A 17718-nucleotide genomic window follows, 5' to 3' on the forward strand; every position below is an offset into this window, starting at 1 on the left:
TACGTAGAGGGATTATGCCGGCTGCAGCCGCCACGCGCTGGTCGCGGGGCGAGTTGTCCGACAGTATAAGTGGGGGTGGAGAAAAAGGCCTGTCACGTACCGGCGGAGGGTGGGCGGCCGCACCTTGGCAGGTGGCTGCCGCCCGGACGGCCTTCAGCGGGCCTTGCCCTGGCTGGCCACGGCTGCCAGCGAGGCGGCGATGGCTTCCTGGTCGCCCAGGTAATAGTGGCGCAGGGGGCGCAGGTTGGCGTCCAGCTCATAGACGAGCGGGGTGCCGTTGGGGATATTGAGGCCGACGATATCGTCATCCGAGATCTGATCCAGGTATTTCACGAGGGCGCGGATGCTGTTGCCGTGGGCGGCAATGACCACTCGCTTGCCCGATTGGATGTCGGGAGCAATGGATTCGTTCCACAGCGGCAGCACGCGGGCCACCGTGTCCTTCAGGCACTCGGTAAGCGGGATCTGTTCGCGCGGCACGCTGGCGTAGCGCGGATCGTCGTAAGAGGCACGCGGATCGGTCGGTTCCAGCGCGGGCGGCGGGGTGTCGTAGCTGCGGCGCCACACCAGCACCTGCTCGTCGCCGAACTTGGCGGCGGTTTCCGATTTGTTCAGGCCGGCCAGCGCGCCGTAGTGGCGTTCGTTCAGGCGCCACTCGTTGCGCACCGGGATCCACATCTGGTCCATTTCGTCCTGCACGTGCCACAGCGTGCGGATCGCGCGCTTGAGCACCGAGGTGTAGGCCACGTCGAAGGCGAAGCCGGCTTCCCTCAGCAGCTTGCCGGCCAGGCGGGCCTGCGCTGCGCCCGTGTCGGTCAGGTCGACGTCGACCCAGCCGGTGAAGCGGTTTTCGAGGTTCCACGTCGATTCGCCGTGGCGGATGAGGACTAGCTTGTACATGCTGCTGCTTCCAGAGAGTAGGTAACCTGCGTGCGCCGGTGCCGCCGCTTCGGTCCCGCCATGTGCCAGCAAGGCGACAATGACGCGGCAATGAGGCGACAATGGCCGCTGTGGCCTGGGCGGCTGAGGCCCGGACACCAAACCGCGTATTTTATAATGCCGCCGACCCAACCCAACGGAATGCCAACGTGAATTTCTTCGCCGACTATAACAACCTTGCCCTGATCGCCCTTGCGGTGGTCTCCGGCGGACTTCTCGCGTGGCCCACGATCGCCCGCGGCACCGGCGGAAAAGCCGTCAATACGGTGGCCGCCACCCAGCTGATCAACAAGCGCGGCGCCGTGGTGGTCGACATCCGTGATGCCGCCGAGTACGCCAAGGGTCACCTGCCGCAGGCCAAGAGCGCGCCGCTGGCCGACCTGGCCTCGCGCGCGGCCGGCCTTGCAAAGGACAAGGCTGTCCCCATCATCGTGGTATCGCAGACCGGCCAGGGCTTGGGCAAGGCTCAGGCAGCCCTCAAGGAAGCCGGGTACAGTGAGACCTACGCCCTGGAGGGCGGCCTCGCTGCCTGGCAGCAGGCCGGGCTTCCGGTCGTCAAGTAAGCCGCGCCAGCCTGGCCGGCCTTTCCGTCACATCGCGCCGGATCCCGCTTGCCGCGGGGCCGGCCGCAATCGAGTATCGAAGGAGATTCAGCATGGCCCGCGTCGTCATGTACAGCACGGTGGTGTGCCCTTATTGCGTGATGGCCGAGCGCTTGCTCAAGGCCAAGGGCGTGGGGGCGATCGAGAAGATCCTGATCGACCGCGAACCCGGCAAACGCGAGGAAATGATGTCGCGCACCGGCCGCCGCACCGTGCCCCAGATCTATATCGACGACACCCATGTTGGCGGTTTCGACGACCTCTCCGCGCTCGATCGCCAGGGCGGCCTGACGCCGCTCCTGGCCGCCTGAGCCGGCTGGCCCGAAGGCCGCCGCCCGGGTGATATTGGCACCCGGGTCATGTACCATATGCGTTTTCGTGCGACACGCACTCTCGTGTCCGGGTAGCTCCAACGTAAGGAGCATCGACCTTGTTGGGACAAGGGGAAGGCCTCGGCCTGAACCGTCCAATCCCAACCAATTACTTGCTTAGACGAGCCTGGCCGGTAAAGCCATGGGGAGTCCGATGTGTTGTGAGAAGGCCGGCGTATTGGCTGACTTGCAGCTTGCTTTCGCTGGATGAATGTCCAGCCATTGCCCAAGGGCGGGGACGCTCGCCTTTGGGCGAGTTTCTCTGTAAACGCCCCCTCTTCGGAGTGGGCGGGTGGATGTGCAGCGGTAGATTTGTTGTGCAGAAGCTATATGGCATTCAAACCGGTCCGGATGGGCCGGCGCTACGCGCTGGGGCGGGGGTTTGGACTCGCAAGGGTTCGCCACCGTCAAGCGCCCGCTTGCATAGGGGCACATGAGTAAGTAAATGAGACCCGGAGCGTAAGCTCTGCGCGTTATGGTTCGATCGAACACGTCTGTGAAGGCGCTTCGACAGAGAACCTGCTATGCGACTAGCAGTAGCCTAGGGAGACATGCGTCACTGGTAACGGTGGGGTGTGAAGCTCTCCTGACAACGTAGCCCCCGCAAGGGTGCTCAAGGACCGTGAGGTCCGTGGGCAGCAGACCGAAGTAGCATCGGTCGAGGAGCTAGGCTGGCTGGCATGGGCAACATATGTGAACTGCTGATAAACGTCGTGAATATGACGGTGCTTAAGCTACTAAGTGGCACTAACCAAAATGGTATGTGGTCGGTTATCCCGCTGGAAACTCGGGATACGTCGTCAATTGACCGCCGGCGAAGAGGCAGGCCCTAACCCAGTCGTGTAATGCGCAGGGAACGTGGTAAGCCCGTATGGCCGCCAGGGTGCAGTTCGGCTCAGGCAGGCGGACCGTAAGGAACGCTGTTGGCTGTGCGGGTATGGGAGGTTGGAGAAAGCGAATGCCGGGCTGTAATGGTTCGGATAGGGGTTGAAACATCATCCCACGCGAAAGCGGGCAGACTTCCAACTGGTCTTCTCGTCGCAAGACGGCTGACTGAACTCGCTTGTTTAATTTTTCTTCCCTTGTGGGACAACACGTCCCGCAAGGGGCATGTTGTCTCTCGATGTTGGGGAAGATCCTCAGGATAGGAGGGCAGCATGGAAGCATTGATCCGCAAGGGTGAATCTGCGCCTTCCGGCGTGCCGGAAAGATGGGGCGACATTAACTGGCGCCGCGTCGATCGGAACGTTCGAGTAATGCAGATTCGAATTGCGAAGGCAACACAGGAAGGGGATTGGCGCAGGGTGAAAGCCTTGCAGAGGTCCCTGACCCGCTCGTGGTCCGCCAAGGCATCGGCGGTGCGGCGAGTGGCGATGAACCAAGGTGCGCGGACGGCGGGAGTCGACCGCGTGAAGTGGGAAACGCCTGAAGCTCGGTGGGAAGCCATCGGGCGGTTGAGGCGCCGGGGGTACAGGCCACTGCCATTACGGAGGGTCTACATCCCCAAGGCGAATGGGAAGAAGCGCCCACTGGGCATTCCGACCCTGCACGACCGAGCCATGCAGGCGCTGTATCTGCTGGCGCTGGAACCGGTGTCCGAAGGGACGAGCGATCCAAACTCTTACGGGTTCCGGATCAATCGCTCAACTCATGACGCCATGTCACAGCTATTCGTCTCCCTGTCCCGACGTATTTCGGCGTCTTGGGTATTGGAGGCGGATATCAAAGGGTGCTTTGACCATATCAGTCACGACTGGCTGGAGCGCAATGTCCCAATGGACAAAGTAATCCTTCGGAAGTGGTTGAAAGCTGGCGTGGTATTCCAGGGCCAGTTTCAGGCAACCGACGCCGGAACACCACAGGGGGGCATCATTTCCCCGACTCTGGCAAATGTGGCGCTGAACGGATTAGAGACGCAACTGACGGAGTTTCTCAAAGCGAAGTTGGGTGTCAATCGAACCCGGAAGTTGAAGGTCAATGTGGTGCGCTATGCGGACGACTTCGTGATCACCGGAAACACACCGGAGGTGTTAGAAAACGAAGTGAAACCGTGGGTGGAGCAGTTCCTCGCCATAAGGGGGCTGACGCTATCGACGGAAAAGACGCGGATCGTGAACATGGCCCAAGGCTTCGACTTTCTAGGGTGGAATTTCCGGAAGTACTCGGGGAAGCTGCTCATCAAGCCAAGCAAGAAGAACGCGCAAGCGTTCTATCGCAAGGTCAAGGAGGTTATTGGTGCTAACAAAGGGGCCAAGCAGGAGAAGTTGATTCGACTGTTAAACCCGATGCTAAGAGGCTGGGCGCAGTATCACTGCCCGGTGGCAGCGAAGGCGGCGTTCACCCGAATGGGGAACCTGATTTTCAGGGCTCTGTGGAGGTGGGCAAAACGGCGACATCGAGGAAAGAATTCCGAATGGGTGCGACAGAAGTACTTCGCCTCAGTCGGGGATCGGAACTGGGTATTCGGAACCACAGCAGTGAATAAGGCCGACGAACGCTACTGGATGGAGTTGTACTCGATACCGGGTACGCTGATTCAGAGGCACAAGAAGGTGCGAGCGGAATACCATCCCTTCGACCCGGCGCAAGAAATGTATGGCGAACAATTGCGTCAGGAACGCATGGCTGAACGCATGTCGTACCGAAAGCAATGGGCAAAGCTGTACGTTTCTCAGCGAGGCTTGTGCGCGGTGTGTCAAGGCGCGCTTACCGATGAGACTGGATGGGATGACCATCACATCGAACCCCGCATTCTCGGGGGATCAGATGCTCTAGGAAATCGCGTATTACTGCACCCCGATTGTCATGTCCAAGTTCATCACTACGGCAAAATTGCGGTGAAACCGGTGTTTGAATAAGTTCAATCGCTTTGTAAGGGCTTGAGCCGTATGCGGGGAAACTCGCACGTACGGTTCTTAGGGGGGAGTGTTGCCAGCAATGGTATACTCCTACCCTCCCAACCGGGCGCAGGCTCGTGCCGCCACCGGCCGCCACGCCCAACGCCCATCCCGGAAGCCTTTCATGAGCGACCAGCAAAACACCCAGCAGGAAGACCAACCCTTCTTCAACATCCAGCGCGTGTACCTCAAGGACATGTCGCTCGAGCAGCCCAATTCGCCGGGCATCTTCCTGGAATCGGAGGCGCCGTCGGTCGAAGTGCAGGTCAACGTGGCCGCTTCGCAGCTGCAGGAAGGCATCTTCGAAGTGGTGGTGACGGGCACCGTGACGACCAAGGTCCAGGAAAAGGTCGCCTTCCTCGTGGAAGCGCACCAGGCGGGCATCTTCGACATCCGCAACGTGCCGGTCGAGCAGCTTGATCCGCTGCTGGGCATTGCCTGTCCGACCATCCTGTATCCGTACCTGCGCGGCAATATCGCCGACGTGATCACGCGCGCCGGCTTCCAGGCCATCCACCTGTCGGAAATCAACTTCCAGGCCCTGTACGAGCAGCGCCTGCAGGCCGCCATGGAAGAAGCCCAGGCCGCCGGCGGCGGCAACAGCGGCATCGTGATGCCCGACGGCAGCCAGGCTCGCCACTGATCCGGCAGTCCCGCACTGCCTGACGAAACGGGGCTGCGGCCCCGTTTTGCCTTTCCGGGGCACGCGCACCGGATTACCATCGATTGCGCCGATCCACCGTTCGAGCCGCCATGAAACTGACCTTCCTCGGTGCGGGTGCCTGGGGCACCGCACTCGCCAGCCATGCTGCCGCCAACCATGACGTGATCCTGTGGGGGCGCGATCCCGCCCAGCTTGCCGTGATCGGGGCAAGCGGCAGCAACGAGGCCTATCTGCCGGGCGTACGGTTGTCGGAGCGGCTGCGTGTGGACGCCGATTTCGAGAAAGCGGTCGCTCATGCCGCCGACGATCCTGAGGGCCTCGTGGTGGTGGCCACGCCGGTGTCGGGCCTGCGCGAGATGACCCGCAGGCTTGCCACGCGAGGCGAAGGCCATGTCCGCATGCTGTGGCTGTGCAAGGGCTTCGAGGCCGGCACGCACGCGCTGCCGCACCAGATGGTGCGCGAGGAGCTCGATGCCGCCGGCCGCACCAGCGGATTCGACTACGGCGTGCTGACCGGCCCGAGCTTTGCCCGCGAAGTGGCACTGGGTTTGCCTTGTGCGCTGACGGTGGCCGCCAGCGTGCCCGCGCTGGCCGACTGTGCGCAGGCGGCCTTCCACCACCACGCCATGCGCATCTACGGCAGCGACGACCTGACCGGCGTCGAGGTCGGCGGTGCCGTGAAGAACGTGCTGGCGATCGCCACCGGCGCCAGCGATGGCCTGGGCCTGGGCCTGAACGCGCGCGCCGCGCTGGTCACGCGCGGCCTGGCCGAAATGACGCGGCTCGGCCTGGCGCTGGGCGGCCGCGTGGAAACGTTCATGGGCCTGGCCGGCGTGGGCGATCTGATCCTGACCGCCACCGGCGACCTGTCGCGCAACCGCAAGGTCGGCCAGCAACTCGCGGCCGGGCAAAGCCTGGAGCAGGTCCTGGCGGGCCTCGGCCACGTCGCCGAAGGCGTGCGTTGCGCGCAGGCCGTGGCCGCGCTGGCCGCAGCCCACAAGGTCGAGATGCCGATTACGCGCGCCGTGTGCGCGGTGCTGTTCGAAGGCCTGGGCGCCGCCGATGCCGTCGCGCAGCTGCTGCAGCGCGATGCGCGCGACGAATAGCCTCATTCCTGTCCCCGAACCGGTTTTCGCATGACTTCCCGTCGCCACGCGCTGATCGCGCTTGCCTGCGCCTGCGCCGCCGGCGCTGTTTCCCCGGCCTGGGCCGACACCTGGCCGTCGCGGCCGCTGCGCATGGTAGTGCCGTTCCCGGCAGGATCATCGCCGGACCTGATCGCGCGCATCCTCACGGAAAAACTGGCGGCGACGCTGGGCCAGCCGGTGGTGGTGGAAAACCGCCCCGGCGCCGGCGGCAATATCGGCACCGGCATGGTGGCGAAGGCGGCGCCCGATGGCTACACGCTGCTGTTCACGATCAACGGGCCGCTGGTCACGGCGCCATCGTTGTCGCGCAACCTCAGCTATGACCCGTTCCGCCAGCTTGCCCCGGTCACGCTGGTGGCGACGTCGCCCAATGTGCTGGTGGTCGATGCAAGGCTGCCCGTGCATGACGTGCGCGAATTCGTGGCGCTGGCGAAATCAAGAGCCGGCGCGCTGAACTATGGCTCGGTCGGCAACGGCAGCGCCGCGCACCTGGCCATGGAGCAGCTCAAGGCCATGGCCGGTATCGACCTGCAGCACGTGCCGTATCCGGGCTTCCCGCAGGTCACCACCGCCATGGTGGGCGGGCAGATCCAGGCGGGTTTCATGGTGCCTGCGATTGCGATGCCGCTCGTCAATGCGGGCAAGCTGCGCATCCTGGCAGTCACCACTACCGGCCGCACGGCGGTGCTGCCCTCCGTGCCGACCGTCGCTGAATCGGGCTATCCCGGTTTCGAAGCGATTTCGTGGCAGGCGGTGCTGGCGCCCGCGGGCACGCCGCCCGCGATCATCGACCGGCTTTATCGCGAGCTGGTCGCTATCATCGGCAGCGCCGACGTGCGCGAGAAGATGCGCGCGCAATATTTCGTGCCGGCGGGTACGGCGCCGGCATCGCTGCGCCAGACCATGGCGAGCGAGAAGGTGCGGTGGGACAAGGTGATCCGCGCCGCGGGCGTGCAGCCCGAATAAGGGCGCGCTGACGGTCGCGCTCAGGCGCCGCCGGCAAAGCCGTTCTGGCGCCAGGCTTCGAAGACGACCACTGCCACCGTGTTCGACAGGTTCAGGCTGCGGTTGTTGGGCCGCATCGGCAGGCGGATGCGCTGCGATGCCGGAAACCATTCGCGCCGTTCCGGCGCGAGCCCGCGGGTCTCGGAGCCGAACACGAACCAGTCGCCGGCCCGGAAGCTGACCTGCCCGAACGGCGTGGAGCCATGCGTGGTGAGCGCGAACATGCGCGTCGGGTCGGGCTGTTCGCTGGCCATCAGCGCGTCCCAGTTCTCGTGCACGCGCATGCTGGCGTACTCGTGGTAGTCGAGTCCCGCGCGCCGCATGCGGGCATCTTCCAGTGGAAACCCCAGAGGCTTCACCAGGTGCAATTGCGCACCGGTGTTGGCGCACAGGCGGATCACATTGCCGGTGTTGGGCGGGATCTCCGGTTCGACCAGGACGACATGGAACATGGGGGGATTTCCTTGGCAGGGCGGGGCAGCAAGTCCCCGGCATCGAAAACGGTGCGCAGCTTACCGCGCGACTGCGGCGCTGTCATCCGCTCAGTGTCCGCTCAGTGTCCGCTCACGGCGTGCGCAGCGCGACGATCACGCTGACCCGCGCCGCGCCGTGCGCTTTCAGCGTGCGGGCCGCTTCGTCCAGCGTCGCGCCCGTGGTCATCACATCATCGACCAGGCCGATGTGCCTGCCCGCGAGCGGCTGCTGGCCGGCCACACGGAACGCGCCGCGCACGTTCATTTGCCGATGCGCCAGGTCCAGCAGGTGCTGGGTAGCGATATCGCGCGACCGCTCAAGCAGTACGGGGTCGCCGGGCACGCCCAGGCGGCGCGCGAGCGGCCGGGCGATCTCCCAGGCCTGGTTGAAGCCGCGATCGGCCAGCCGTTGCGGCGACAGCGGAATCGGCGCGAGCAGGTCCGGCAGCGGCGCGCCGCTGCGCAACCCACCCTGCATCCGGTCCGCCAGCGCGGTCGCGAGCCAGCTGGCCAGCGGCAGCACCTTGCCGTACTTGAGGGCCAGCACCAGCGAGTCTTGAGGAAAAGCGTAGTCGCCCAGCGTGACCGCCTGGTCGAAGCCGGGGCGGTGCCGGGCGCAGGCCGGACACGGCTGGCCGGGCGCGCGGCCCATTGCGCAGACCGGGCAGCGCGACACCGGGTAGAGCAGGTCGGCGACGCAGTCACCGCAGACCACTTCGTCCTGCACGACGCCGCAGAGCGCGCAGGCGCACGGCAACAGTGCACGCGCCAGCCTGCGCACGTGCCCGGCGGCTTTCGCGGCGCGCGCGTATACTTGCCGTCCGGCCGCCCGCCAAGGCGCGCGGCTGCCATGCGCGGTGTGTGTTGCCGCGGCTTTCCCGTCTTCCTGTTGCCTGGTTTTCCCGTGTCCCTGCATGCCGCCGACTCTCCTGATGCCTTCCTGCCGCCCACGCGGCTGACCCGGCTGGCCTTCGACCGGCGCAGCGCCGCGTTCGGCCAGCTCGACTTCCTGCTCGGCGAAATCGGCCGCCGCATGCAGGAACGCATGGAAGTCGTGCGCCTGTCGCCGCAGCGCGCGCTGGATCTTGGCTGCGGGCATGGGCAGGGCCTGGCGGGCCTGCGCGCGCGCTTTCCCGATGCGCAGATCGCCGGCCTCGACATCTCCGGCGCGATGCTCGCCGAGGCGGGGCAACGCGATCCGCAGCGGCGGCCCGGATGGGTCGGGCGCCTGCTCGGCAAGCGCCCGCTGTTCGATCTGGTCCAGGGCGATCTTGCCACATTGCCCTTTGCGCCCGGCAGCTTCGACCTGCTGTGGTCCAACCTGGCGCTGCACTGGCATCCCGAGCCGCACCGCGTGTTCCCCGAATGGCATCGTGTGACACAGAACGACGGCCTGGTGATGTTCTCGCTGTTCGGGCCCGATACGCTGCGCGAACTGCGCGCGGCCTTCGCCGAAGTCGATTCCGCACCCCATACGTTGCGCTTTGTCGACATGCACGACATTGGCGACATGCTGGTCCACAGCGGCTGGTCGACGCCGGTGATGGACATGGAAACGCTGACCGTGACCTACGAATCGCCCGAGACGCTGCTGCGCGAGGTGCAGGCCTTCGGTGGCTTGCGTGCGCACCCGGACGCGCGCCATGCCGGCCTGCATGGCCGGCGCTGGCACGAGGCGGTGTGCGCGGCACTGGCGCGCCGGCGCAACGCCGACGGCGTGATCCCGCTGAGCTTCGAGATCGTCTACGGCCACGCATGGAAACTGGCCCCGCGCGGTGCGCAGCAACTGGATGACCAGGGCCATGCCGTCGTGCCGCTGGACAAGATCGGCAGGGCAAGACCGCGCCGCTGAGCGCGGCTTCAAATGGTCAGGAAAGCGGTTAGGACTGTATTGACTTTCGTGTAGCGGCAGGACGTGCCGATCACCCGCAAAGCCGCGCTGGCATTGGCTTTTCGGGTGATGTCATTGATGGCGTCTAAGCATAAATCCTTACGGTGCGCAAGCACCATGGTCAATGTGCGGCCTTGTCCGTGTATGCGAAGCGCCCTATAATGCGCCAGTTTGTCGCAGTGGTCCCCTGGCACAAGAACGTCCTGGAGTTGCACTCGCATGGTGCAGTCTGGGCGCAATCGTCCCGGGTGTGCATCCAAATGCAGAGTGGTTGGCGATGCAAGACTTGGGTATCGCATTCCAGACGGCAAGTGGTGACTCCGGCGGAAATCTCGACGGACCTCCTCCCGCGCCCCACGACTGGCTGATGAAGCGGAATTGTTCGCTTTCCCCACGCCAGGTCGGCTGGTTTTACCTCTCGATCTTCACTGTCTCGCTTGCCATCGCGTTGTTTTTCGCGGTGCAAGGGTCCTGGCTCGTGCTGCCATTTGCCGGCCTGGACCTGCTCGGACTGGGGATTGCTCTGCTTGTGTATGCGCGTCATGCGACGGACTATGAGCGTGTCAGCATCAACGATGGCGTGCTGGTCGTGGAGACAGCCAGCGCGCAGCGGTTGACGCGCGAGGAATTCAACCCGCACTGGGTGCGGGTCGAACTGGGGGAATCGTCCCGCGCGCTGGTGACGCTGCGTTCGGGCGGGCGCGTTGTGCGGGTGGGGTGCTATCTGGACCTGCACAAGCGGCGCAAGTTCGCCCAGGAGCTCGCAGCGGCCCTGCGCCGCCTCTGAGAGGTGGCGGGGGCGGAGGCGGGGACAGATTTGAATCTGTAAATTGGGTAGATAACAAATGAAAATGTGGAAGAAGGCATCCGCAGTTTGTCTGGCGAGCGCATCCCTGCTTGCCAGCCAGGCGGCCCTGGCGGTCAGTGACATGCCCGGCGGTCCCGCCGTGCGTCAGCTGAACCTGACCGAGCCGGTCACCAAGATCGCCGAGCAGATTCACTGGCTGAACTGGATGATGCTGATCATCTGCACGGTGATCTTCGTCGCGGTGTTCGGCGTGATGTTCTATTCCGTGTTCACGCACCGCAAGTCCAAGGGTGCCAAGCCCGCCTCCTTCCACGAAAGCATCACGGTCGAAGTGGTCTGGACCATCGTCCCGTTCCTGATCGTGATCGCCATGGCCCTGCCGGCGACGAAGACCGTCGTGGCCATGAAGGACACCACCAATTCCGACGTCACCATCAAGGCCACCGGCTACCAGTGGAAGTGGGGCTACGACTACCTGAAGGGCGAGGGCGAAGGCATTTCCTTCGTGTCGACCCTGACCACCCCGCGCGAGCAGATCAACAACGAAGCGCCGAAGTCCAACACCTACCTGATGGAGGTGGACAACGAGCTGGTGGTGCCCGTCAACAAGAAGGTGCGCATCGTCACCACGGCCAATGACGTGATCCACGCCTGGATGATCCCGGCCTTCGGCGTCAAGCAGGATGCGATCCCCGGCTTCGTGCGCGACACCTGGTTCAAGGCCGAGAAGATCGGCGTGTACCGCGGCCAGTGCGCCGAGCTCTGCGGCAAGGAACATGCCTTCATGCCGATCGTCGTGCGCGTCGTGTCCGACGCCGACTACACCAAGTGGGTCGACGGCAAGAAGAAGGAAATGGCCGCCAAGGCCGATGATCCGAACAAGACCTGGACGCTGGACGAAATGAAGGTCCGCGGCGAGAAGGTCTACACCGCCAACTGCGCGGTCTGCCACCAGCCCAACGGCAAGGGCGGCGGCGCGTTCCCGGCGCTGGACGGTTCCAAGATCGTGAACGGCCCGAAGGCCGGCCAGATGCACATCATGCTGGAAGGCAAGAACGCCATGCCGTCGTGGAAGCAGCTGTCCGACACCGAACTGGCTGCGGCGATGACCTATGTGCGCAACAGCTGGAGCAACCACACCGGCGAAGTGATCCAGCCCAGCGACTTCGTGAATGCCCGCGCCGGCAAGTTCCCCGAGGGCGGCGGCGCTGCAGGCGGCGACGCACCGAAGGCGGACGCGAAGCCCGCCAAGGACCAGGGCAGCAAGCAGGCCAGCATCGCGGGCAACCGCACCGCGGGCTGACCGGCTGAAGACAGGACAGGATTAGAGGAGCATTTGCGATGAGTACTGCTACCCCCGACGCAATCGGTCATCCGCACGATCACGCGCACGACGACCACGCGCATGATCACCCGCATGGCTGGCGCCGCTGGTTGTTCGCCACCAACCACAAGGACATCGGCACGCTGTACCTGCTGTTCGCCTTCATCATGCTGCTGAGCGGCGGCGTGCTGGCGCTGCTGATCCGCCTGGAGCTGTTCGAGCCGGGCCTGCAGTTCTTCCGCCCCGAGCTGTTCAACCAGTTCACCACGCTGCACGGCCTGGTGATGGTGTTCGGCGCGATCATGCCGGCCTTCGTGGGCTTCGCCAACTGGATGATCCCGCTGCAGATCGGCGCATCCGACATGGCGTTCGCGCGCATGAACAACTTCAGCTTCTGGCTGATGCCGCCCGCAGCGCTGCTGCTGGCCGGCTCGTTCTTCGCCCCGGGCGGCGCCACCGCCGCCGGCTGGACGCTGTACGCGCCGCTGTCGGTGCAGATGGGTCCGGGCATGGACATGGCCATCTTCGCCATGCACATAATGGGCGCTTCATCGATCATGGGCTCGATCAACATCATCGTGACCATCCTCAACATGCGCGCCCCGGGCATGACGCTGATGAAGATGCCGATGTTCTGCTGGACGTGGCTGATCACCGCCTACCTGCTGATCGCGGTGATGCCCGTGCTGGCCGGCGCCATCACCATGGTGCTGACCGACCGGCACTTCGGCACGAGCTTCTTCTCGGCCGCCGGCGGTGGCGACCCGGTGATGTACCAGCATATCTTCTGGTTCTTCGGCCACCCCGAGGTGTACATCATGATCCTGCCGGCATTCGGGATCATCTCGCACGTGGTGCCGGCCTTCGCCCGCAAGCGCCTGTTCGGCTACAGCTCGATGGTGTACGCGACGGCTTCGATCGCCATCCTGTCGTTCATCGTCTGGGCGCACCACATGTTCACCACCGGCATGCCGGTGACGGGCCAGCTGTTCTTCATGTACGCGACCATGCTGATCGCGGTGCCGACGGCCGTGAAGATCTTCAACTGGATCGCCACCATGTGGAAGGGCTCGATGACCTTCGAGACCCCGATGCTGTTCTCGATCGGCTTCATCTTCGTGTTCACCATCGGCGGCTTCACGGGCCTGATGCCGGCGGTGGCCCCGATCGACATCCAGTTGCAGGACACCTATTTCATCGTGGCGCACTTCCACTATGTGCTGGTGGCCGGCTCGCTGTTCGCGCTGTTCGCGGGCTTCTACTACTGGGGTCCGAAGTGGAGCGGTTTCATGTACAACGAAACCCGCGGCCAGATCCACTTCTGGGGCTCGATCATCTTCTTCAACGTCACCTTCTTCCCGATGCACTTCCTGGGTCTGGCCGGCATGCCGCGTCGCTATGCCGACTACCCGACCCAGTTCGCGGACTTCAACGCGATTGCTTCGATCGGGGCACTGGGCTTCGGCCTGATGCAGGTGTACTTCTTCTTCTTCGTGGTGCTGCCGTCGTACCGTGGCGGCGAGAAGGCCGCGGACAAGCCCTGGGATGGTGCCGAGGGCCTGGAGTGGACCGTGCCGTCGCCGGCGCCGTTCCACACCTTTGAAGTGCCGCCGCAAGTCCGCTAGGCACTGAGCGCAACAAGGCACGGAGGGCGCCAGACGCCCTCCGTGCCGGCAGGTAACAAGACAATGCAGGCTCCACAAAAAAACCCATCGCAAGCAGACCAGAAGGCCGCCAACCGCCGCCTGGGGCTGATCCTGTTTTCCATCGTGGTGGTTTTCTTTCTGGGGTTCTTCGCCAAGATGGTGTTCCTTGGCTGAAGCTGCGGGGTAGCGGGATGAGCGTCGATCAGCAGGGGCAGGGCCAGGAAGCCGACAAGCGGTTCAACCGCGGCATGATGCTGCGGCTGGTGGTGATCGTCGGTGTGATGTTCGGCTTTGGCTACGCGCTGGTGCCGCTGTACAAGAAGATCTGCGACCTCACCGGGCTGAACGTGGTGACCACGCGCGAGCTGTACGGCGGCTCGCTCAAGAACACGCAGGTCGACACGAGCCGCACCATCACGGTGGAGTTCGATTCGAACGCGCGCGGTCCTTTCGCCTTTCGTCCGGTGAAGAACAGCATGGAAGTGCATCCGGGCGAGATGGTGACGATCGTCTACGAGGTGGCCAACGGGCAGTCGCGCGATATCTCGGCGCAGGCGATCCCGAGCTACGCGCCCAAGCAGGCGACCGAATACTTCAAGAAGCTCGAGTGCTTCTGCTTCAAGCAGCAGACGCTCAAGGCCAAGGAAGCGCGCGAGATGCCGGTGGTGTTCGTGATCGACCCGAAGCTGCCGAAGGATGTGAAGAACATCACGCTGTCGTACACCTTCTTTGAAGTGGGTACGCCGGTGGCGCAGGCACCGCAGGGCGAGCTGGAAAGCCCGCCGGCGGCGCGCAGCGGCGGCTGAGGCAGGAGGAAATGCCGTGGACGAGCTGAAGGACGCGGTCAAGCGCAAGATGTCGTTCGCGCAGACCATGCGTGCGGTGTTGTGGTCGTTCATCGGCCTGCGCAAGGGCGCTGAGCACGAGAGCGACATGGCCAGGCTGAACCCGGTGCATGTGGTCATTGCCGGGGTGATCGCGGCGGCGGTATTCATCGCGATCCTGATTGTGATCGTACGGGTCGTGGTCAGTTCGGCCGCGGCCTAGCAGGGCAGGTAGGGTAGACAGAAAAGCAGTGCCGCCGGCGGCCTGGGAGGCAAGGCCGCCGGATGTGCCGATAACGATTGAACCAAGACTCTGAGCTGGAGATAAAAGAATGAGTGCGAATCGCGCAAACGCTCCGTACTACTTCGTACCGGGACCGTCGCGCCACCCGATCACGGCAAGCTTCGGCCTGCTGATGACCGGCGCCGGCGCTGCCGGCTGGGTGAACGGACAGCACTGGGCGCCGTACCTGTGCGGCTTCGGCCTGCTGTGGTTCCTGTTCGTGCTCAAGAGCTGGTTCAGCGACGCCATCGGTGAATCCGAAGGGGGCATGTACGGCAAGAACATCGACCTGTCTTTCCGCTGGTCGATGGGCTGGTTCATCTTCTCCGAAGTGATGTTCTTCGCCGCGTTCTTCGGCGCGCTGTTCTACGCCCGCACCATCGCCATGCCGTGGCTGGGCGACCTGGACAACAAGATCCTGTGGCCCGACTTCGCCGCCGTATGGCCCAACACCGGCCCGGCCGGCGTGGTCGAGACCTTCCAGACCATGGGTCCGTGGCCGATCCCGACCATCAACACGGCACTGCTGCTGATGTCGGGCGTGACGCTGACCTGGGCGCACCATGCGCTGCTGGCCGGCAAGCGCAGCCAGTTGATCCAGGGCCTGGTGCTGACCATCCTGCTGGGCGCGATCTTCATGTGCTTCCAGGCGTACGAGTACATGCACGCCTACTCGGAACTGAACCTGAAGCTCACCTCGGGCGTCTACGGTTCCACGTTCTTCCTGCTGACCGGCTTCCACGGCTTCCACGTGACCATGGGCGCGATCATGCTGACCGTGGTGCTGATCCGCGTGCTCAAGGGCCATTTCACGCCCGAGCATCACTTCGCGTTCGAAGGTGCCGCCTGGTACTGGCACTTCGTTGACGTGGTATGGCTCTTCCTCTACATCGTGGTGTACTGGCTGTAAGCAGCAATTTGTCGTACCCGCGGAAGGCCTGAAGCGCCTTCCGCAGCGGGACCACAAAACAGAAGCGCCGCAGGAGGGGAACCAGCCTGCGGCGCTTGTTTTTTGCGGTTTCGAGTCTCGGAAAGAGGCCGGCTATGGATTCATGCGGATGCCGGTGCTGTGGATCCAGCCCATCCAGTTCGAGAACAGGATGAACAGGAACAGCGCCACCGAGAAGCCCACGCGGAGCATCAGCGAGCGCATCATGTTCGGCGTCCTGCCGCGGTCGCGCATCATGAAGAAGAGGGCCGAGGCCAGACTGCCGATGATCAGGAGAAAGGCGACGATGATGACAAAGCGCATGGCGGGGCAGGCTGGCCGCGATACGTGCCGCGGGCTCGTGGGCAGAAAGTGCCATTATCGCACCGCCCGCCTCGCGCCGTATGCGCCGGGAGGCAGCCGATGAAGCTCTGGCGCGCCCTGAGTCCGGTGCCGACCGCCGCGGCCGCGGTGGTGATCGCGGTGACCTGCGTGCTCGGCAACTGGCAGCTCAACCGCGCGCACGAGAAGCTCGCGCGCGCCGAACGGTTGCACGCGCTGGCCGCGCAGCCGCCGGTGACCCTGACTGCGGTGCCCGCGCCCGGCGACGTGGCGGACCGCACGGTGCGCGTCACGGGGCGTTTTGACGCGGACCGGACCGTCTTGTTGGATAATCGCCCCCACGGCAACGGTACGGACAGCCGCGCCGGCTTCCTGGTACTGACGCCCCTGCAGATCCGGAGTGACGGCGCCGCCGCCCGCAGCGTGCTGGTGCTGCGTGGCTGGCTGCCGCGCGATGTCCAGGACCGCACGCGCATTGCGCCATTCCCGACGCCAGCCGGCGAAGTGACCATCGAAGGCACGGCACTTGCCGCAGTGCCCAGGGTCTATAGCCTGGGCCAGCCCGCGAGCGCCGAAGCCGGCCACCGGATCCGGCAGAACGTGGACCTGGCTGCCTACGGGGCCGAGACCGGCGTGGCGTTGCAGCCGATCGTGATCGAGCAGCGCACCGATACCGGCGACGGCCTCGCGCGCGACTGGGCCCCGGCCGACCTGGGGGCCGACCGGCACTACGGCTACGCCTTCCAGTGGTTCGGCCTGGCCGCGCTGACGCTGGTGCTGATGGTAGCGCTGGGCTGGCGCCGCGCGCGCCGGCTTGCCGGGGCAGGACCCACTTGACGGCCATCTGGCCACGAACAACAGGCGCGCGCCATCGGGCGGGCGCCACGACCAACGAACGACAGACGTACGCATGCCACACCAAGACTCCGCCCCGGCCCCGGCCGGCACGGCATCCGCGCCGGACTCGCGCATCGACGCCCGCACTCGCCGCGGCCGCCTCCAGATGCTGCTGCTGTTGCTGGTGTGCGCATCGCCGGTGATCGCGTCCTACCTGACCTTCTACGTCTTCAAACCGGCCGGCGGCGCCACCAACTACGGCGCGCTGATCGATCCGCAGCGTCCGATGCCGGCCGTGCGCGTCGCCAACGAGCGTGCCGAAGCCGTGCCGCTCGAAAGCTTCCGCGGCAAGTGGCTGCTCGTGACGGCCGATCCGTCGGCCTGCGACGAGGCCTGCGCAAAGAAGCTCTTCACCATCCGCCAGATCCGCGCGGGCCAGGGCCAGGACCGCGAGCGGATCGTGCCGGTCTGGCTGATCACGGACCAGGGCGCCGTCGACGAACGCCTGTCCGCGGCCTACAACGAGCCGTACGCAGGCGTGCGCTTCCTGCGCATTCCGCCTGACGTGGCACGTCAATGGCTGCCTGCGGCCGAAGGCGGCCGCATCGAGGACACCATCTTCCTGGTCGATCCGCTCGGCAACCTGATGATGCGCTTCCCGAAAGATCCCGATCCCAAGAAGATGAGCGGCGACCTCAAGAAGCTGCTGCGGGTCTCGCGCATCGGCTGAGGGGCG

21 protein-coding genes are annotated in these 17718 nt (G+C 64.7%); 16 read left to right on the top strand and 5 right to left on the bottom strand.

From position 1 onward, the window contains the following. Positions 1 to 153: 153 nt before the first annotated feature. On the bottom strand, positions 154 to 900 hold the full coding sequence (gene gpmA / locus KHO22_RS10400) for a 2,3-diphosphoglycerate-dependent phosphoglycerate mutase (RefSeq protein WP_211947050.1): 747 nt from the start codon (positions 898 to 900) through the stop codon (positions 154 to 156). Between the two features lie 188 nt (positions 901 to 1088). On the opposite strand from gpmA, the gene KHO22_RS10405 reads away from it, so the two are divergent. The 6 genes from KHO22_RS10405 to KHO22_RS10430 all read left to right on the top strand — a co-directional run bounded on the left by KHO22_RS10405 (position 1089) and on the right by KHO22_RS10430 (position 7587). Then, entirely contained in the window at positions 1089 to 1502 is a 414-nt protein-coding gene (locus KHO22_RS10405; protein ID WP_211947051.1) for a rhodanese-like domain-containing protein, read from the top strand. 92 nt (positions 1503 to 1594) lie between these two features. After that, positions 1595 to 1852, top strand: coding sequence for a glutaredoxin 3 (gene grxC / locus KHO22_RS10410; RefSeq protein WP_211947052.1), 258 nt, complete (start codon positions 1595 to 1597; stop codon positions 1850 to 1852). Between the two features lie 1217 nt (positions 1853 to 3069). Beyond that, positions 3070 to 4770 (top strand): group II intron reverse transcriptase/maturase, encoded by a 1701-nt coding sequence (gene ltrA / locus KHO22_RS10415; protein WP_211947053.1) that lies wholly within the window; start codon positions 3070 to 3072, stop codon positions 4768 to 4770. Between the two features lie 163 nt (positions 4771 to 4933). Continuing rightward, the gene (secB, locus tag KHO22_RS10420; RefSeq protein ID WP_211947054.1) at positions 4934 to 5452 is read left to right on the top strand and encodes a protein-export chaperone SecB; all 519 of its coding nucleotides are present in this window, start codon (positions 4934 to 4936) and stop codon (positions 5450 to 5452) included. 110 nt (positions 5453 to 5562) lie between these two features. After that, positions 5563 to 6579 carry an NAD(P)H-dependent glycerol-3-phosphate dehydrogenase gene (locus KHO22_RS10425; protein WP_211947055.1) on the top strand — a complete coding sequence of 339 codons (1017 nt, stop codon included), beginning with the start codon at positions 5563 to 5565 and terminating at the stop codon, positions 6577 to 6579. 30 nt (positions 6580 to 6609) lie between these two features. After that, the gene (locus tag KHO22_RS10430; RefSeq protein WP_211947056.1) at positions 6610 to 7587 is read left to right on the top strand and encodes a Bug family tripartite tricarboxylate transporter substrate binding protein; all 978 of its coding nucleotides are present in this window, start codon (positions 6610 to 6612) and stop codon (positions 7585 to 7587) included. A 20-nt stretch (positions 7588 to 7607) separates the two neighbouring features. Here the strand turns inward: KHO22_RS10430 and trmL are convergent, their stop codons facing one another. Together trmL and KHO22_RS10440 are read right to left on the bottom strand one after the other, a co-directional pair. After that, complete coding sequence (gene trmL / locus KHO22_RS10435; protein WP_211947057.1) at positions 7608 to 8078, bottom strand: tRNA (uridine(34)/cytosine(34)/5-carboxymethylaminomethyluridine(34)-2'-O)-methyltransferase TrmL; 471 nt, start codon at positions 8076 to 8078, stop codon at positions 7608 to 7610. A 112-nt stretch (positions 8079 to 8190) separates the two neighbouring features. Beyond that, a complete protein-coding gene (locus KHO22_RS10440) occupies positions 8191 to 9015 on the bottom strand; it encodes a ComF family protein (RefSeq protein WP_211947058.1) in 825 nt (274 codons plus the stop codon). Here KHO22_RS10440 and KHO22_RS10445 point away from each other — a divergent pair. Continuing rightward, a complete protein-coding gene (locus tag KHO22_RS10445) occupies positions 8950 to 9951 on the top strand; it encodes a methyltransferase domain-containing protein (protein ID WP_420839586.1) in 1002 nt (333 codons plus the stop codon). The two genes, KHO22_RS10440 and KHO22_RS10445, sit on opposite strands and share 66 nt — an antisense overlap. Positions 9952 to 9959: 8 nt before the next feature. Here KHO22_RS10445 and KHO22_RS10450 read toward each other — a convergent pair whose 3' ends face one another. After that, a complete protein-coding gene (locus KHO22_RS10450) occupies positions 9960 to 10109 on the bottom strand; it encodes a hypothetical protein (protein ID WP_211947060.1) in 150 nt (49 codons plus the stop codon). 158 nt (positions 10110 to 10267) lie between these two features. On the opposite strand from KHO22_RS10450, the gene KHO22_RS10455 reads away from it, so the two are divergent. The 7 genes from KHO22_RS10455 (at position 10268) to KHO22_RS10485 (ending at position 15785) form a co-directional block, all read left to right on the top strand. Then, on the top strand, positions 10268 to 10777 hold the full coding sequence (locus tag KHO22_RS10455; protein WP_211947148.1) for a DUF2244 domain-containing protein: 510 nt from the start codon (positions 10268 to 10270) through the stop codon (positions 10775 to 10777). 58 nt (positions 10778 to 10835) lie between these two features. Next, positions 10836 to 12101 (top strand): cytochrome c oxidase subunit II, encoded by a 1266-nt coding sequence (gene coxB / locus KHO22_RS10460; RefSeq protein WP_211947061.1) that lies wholly within the window; start codon positions 10836 to 10838, stop codon positions 12099 to 12101. A 38-nt stretch (positions 12102 to 12139) separates the two neighbouring features. Then, positions 12140 to 13747, top strand: a complete 1608-nt coding sequence (gene ctaD / locus KHO22_RS10465; RefSeq protein WP_211947062.1) for a cytochrome c oxidase subunit I — start codon at positions 12140 to 12142, stop codon at positions 13745 to 13747. A 63-nt stretch (positions 13748 to 13810) separates the two neighbouring features. After that, positions 13811 to 13942: a cytochrome oxidase small assembly protein gene (locus KHO22_RS10470; protein WP_211947063.1), complete on the top strand. Its 132-nt coding sequence runs from the start codon at positions 13811 to 13813 to the stop codon at positions 13940 to 13942. 17 nt (positions 13943 to 13959) lie between these two features. After that, a complete protein-coding gene (locus KHO22_RS10475) occupies positions 13960 to 14574 on the top strand; it encodes a cytochrome c oxidase assembly protein (protein WP_211947064.1) in 615 nt (204 codons plus the stop codon). A 16-nt stretch (positions 14575 to 14590) separates the two neighbouring features. Beyond that, positions 14591 to 14815, top strand: coding sequence for a DUF2970 domain-containing protein (locus KHO22_RS10480; protein ID WP_211947065.1), 225 nt, complete (start codon positions 14591 to 14593; stop codon positions 14813 to 14815). 109 nt (positions 14816 to 14924) lie between these two features. After that, positions 14925 to 15785: a cytochrome c oxidase subunit 3 gene (locus KHO22_RS10485; protein ID WP_211947066.1), complete on the top strand. Its 861-nt coding sequence runs from the start codon at positions 14925 to 14927 to the stop codon at positions 15783 to 15785. A gap of 132 nt (positions 15786 to 15917) precedes the next feature. Here KHO22_RS10485 and KHO22_RS10490 read toward each other — a convergent pair whose 3' ends face one another. After that, positions 15918 to 16127 carry a twin transmembrane helix small protein gene (locus tag KHO22_RS10490; protein ID WP_211947067.1) on the bottom strand — a complete coding sequence of 70 codons (210 nt, stop codon included), beginning with the start codon at positions 16125 to 16127 and terminating at the stop codon, positions 15918 to 15920. Between the two features lie 99 nt (positions 16128 to 16226). On the opposite strand from KHO22_RS10490, the gene KHO22_RS10495 reads away from it, so the two are divergent. Then, a complete protein-coding gene (locus KHO22_RS10495) occupies positions 16227 to 16982 on the top strand; it encodes an SURF1 family protein (protein WP_211947068.1) in 756 nt (251 codons plus the stop codon). Positions 16983 to 17055: 73 nt separating this feature from the next. After that, positions 17056 to 17712 (top strand): SCO family protein, encoded by a 657-nt coding sequence (locus KHO22_RS10500; RefSeq protein WP_211947069.1) that lies wholly within the window; start codon positions 17056 to 17058, stop codon positions 17710 to 17712. The last annotated feature ends 6 nt before the right edge of the window (positions 17713 to 17718 follow it).

The sequence above is a fragment of the Cupriavidus yeoncheonensis genome, assembly GCF_905397275.1.
In the GTDB taxonomy this organism is placed as follows: Bacteria; Pseudomonadota; Gammaproteobacteria; order Burkholderiales; family Burkholderiaceae; genus Cupriavidus; species Cupriavidus yeoncheonensis.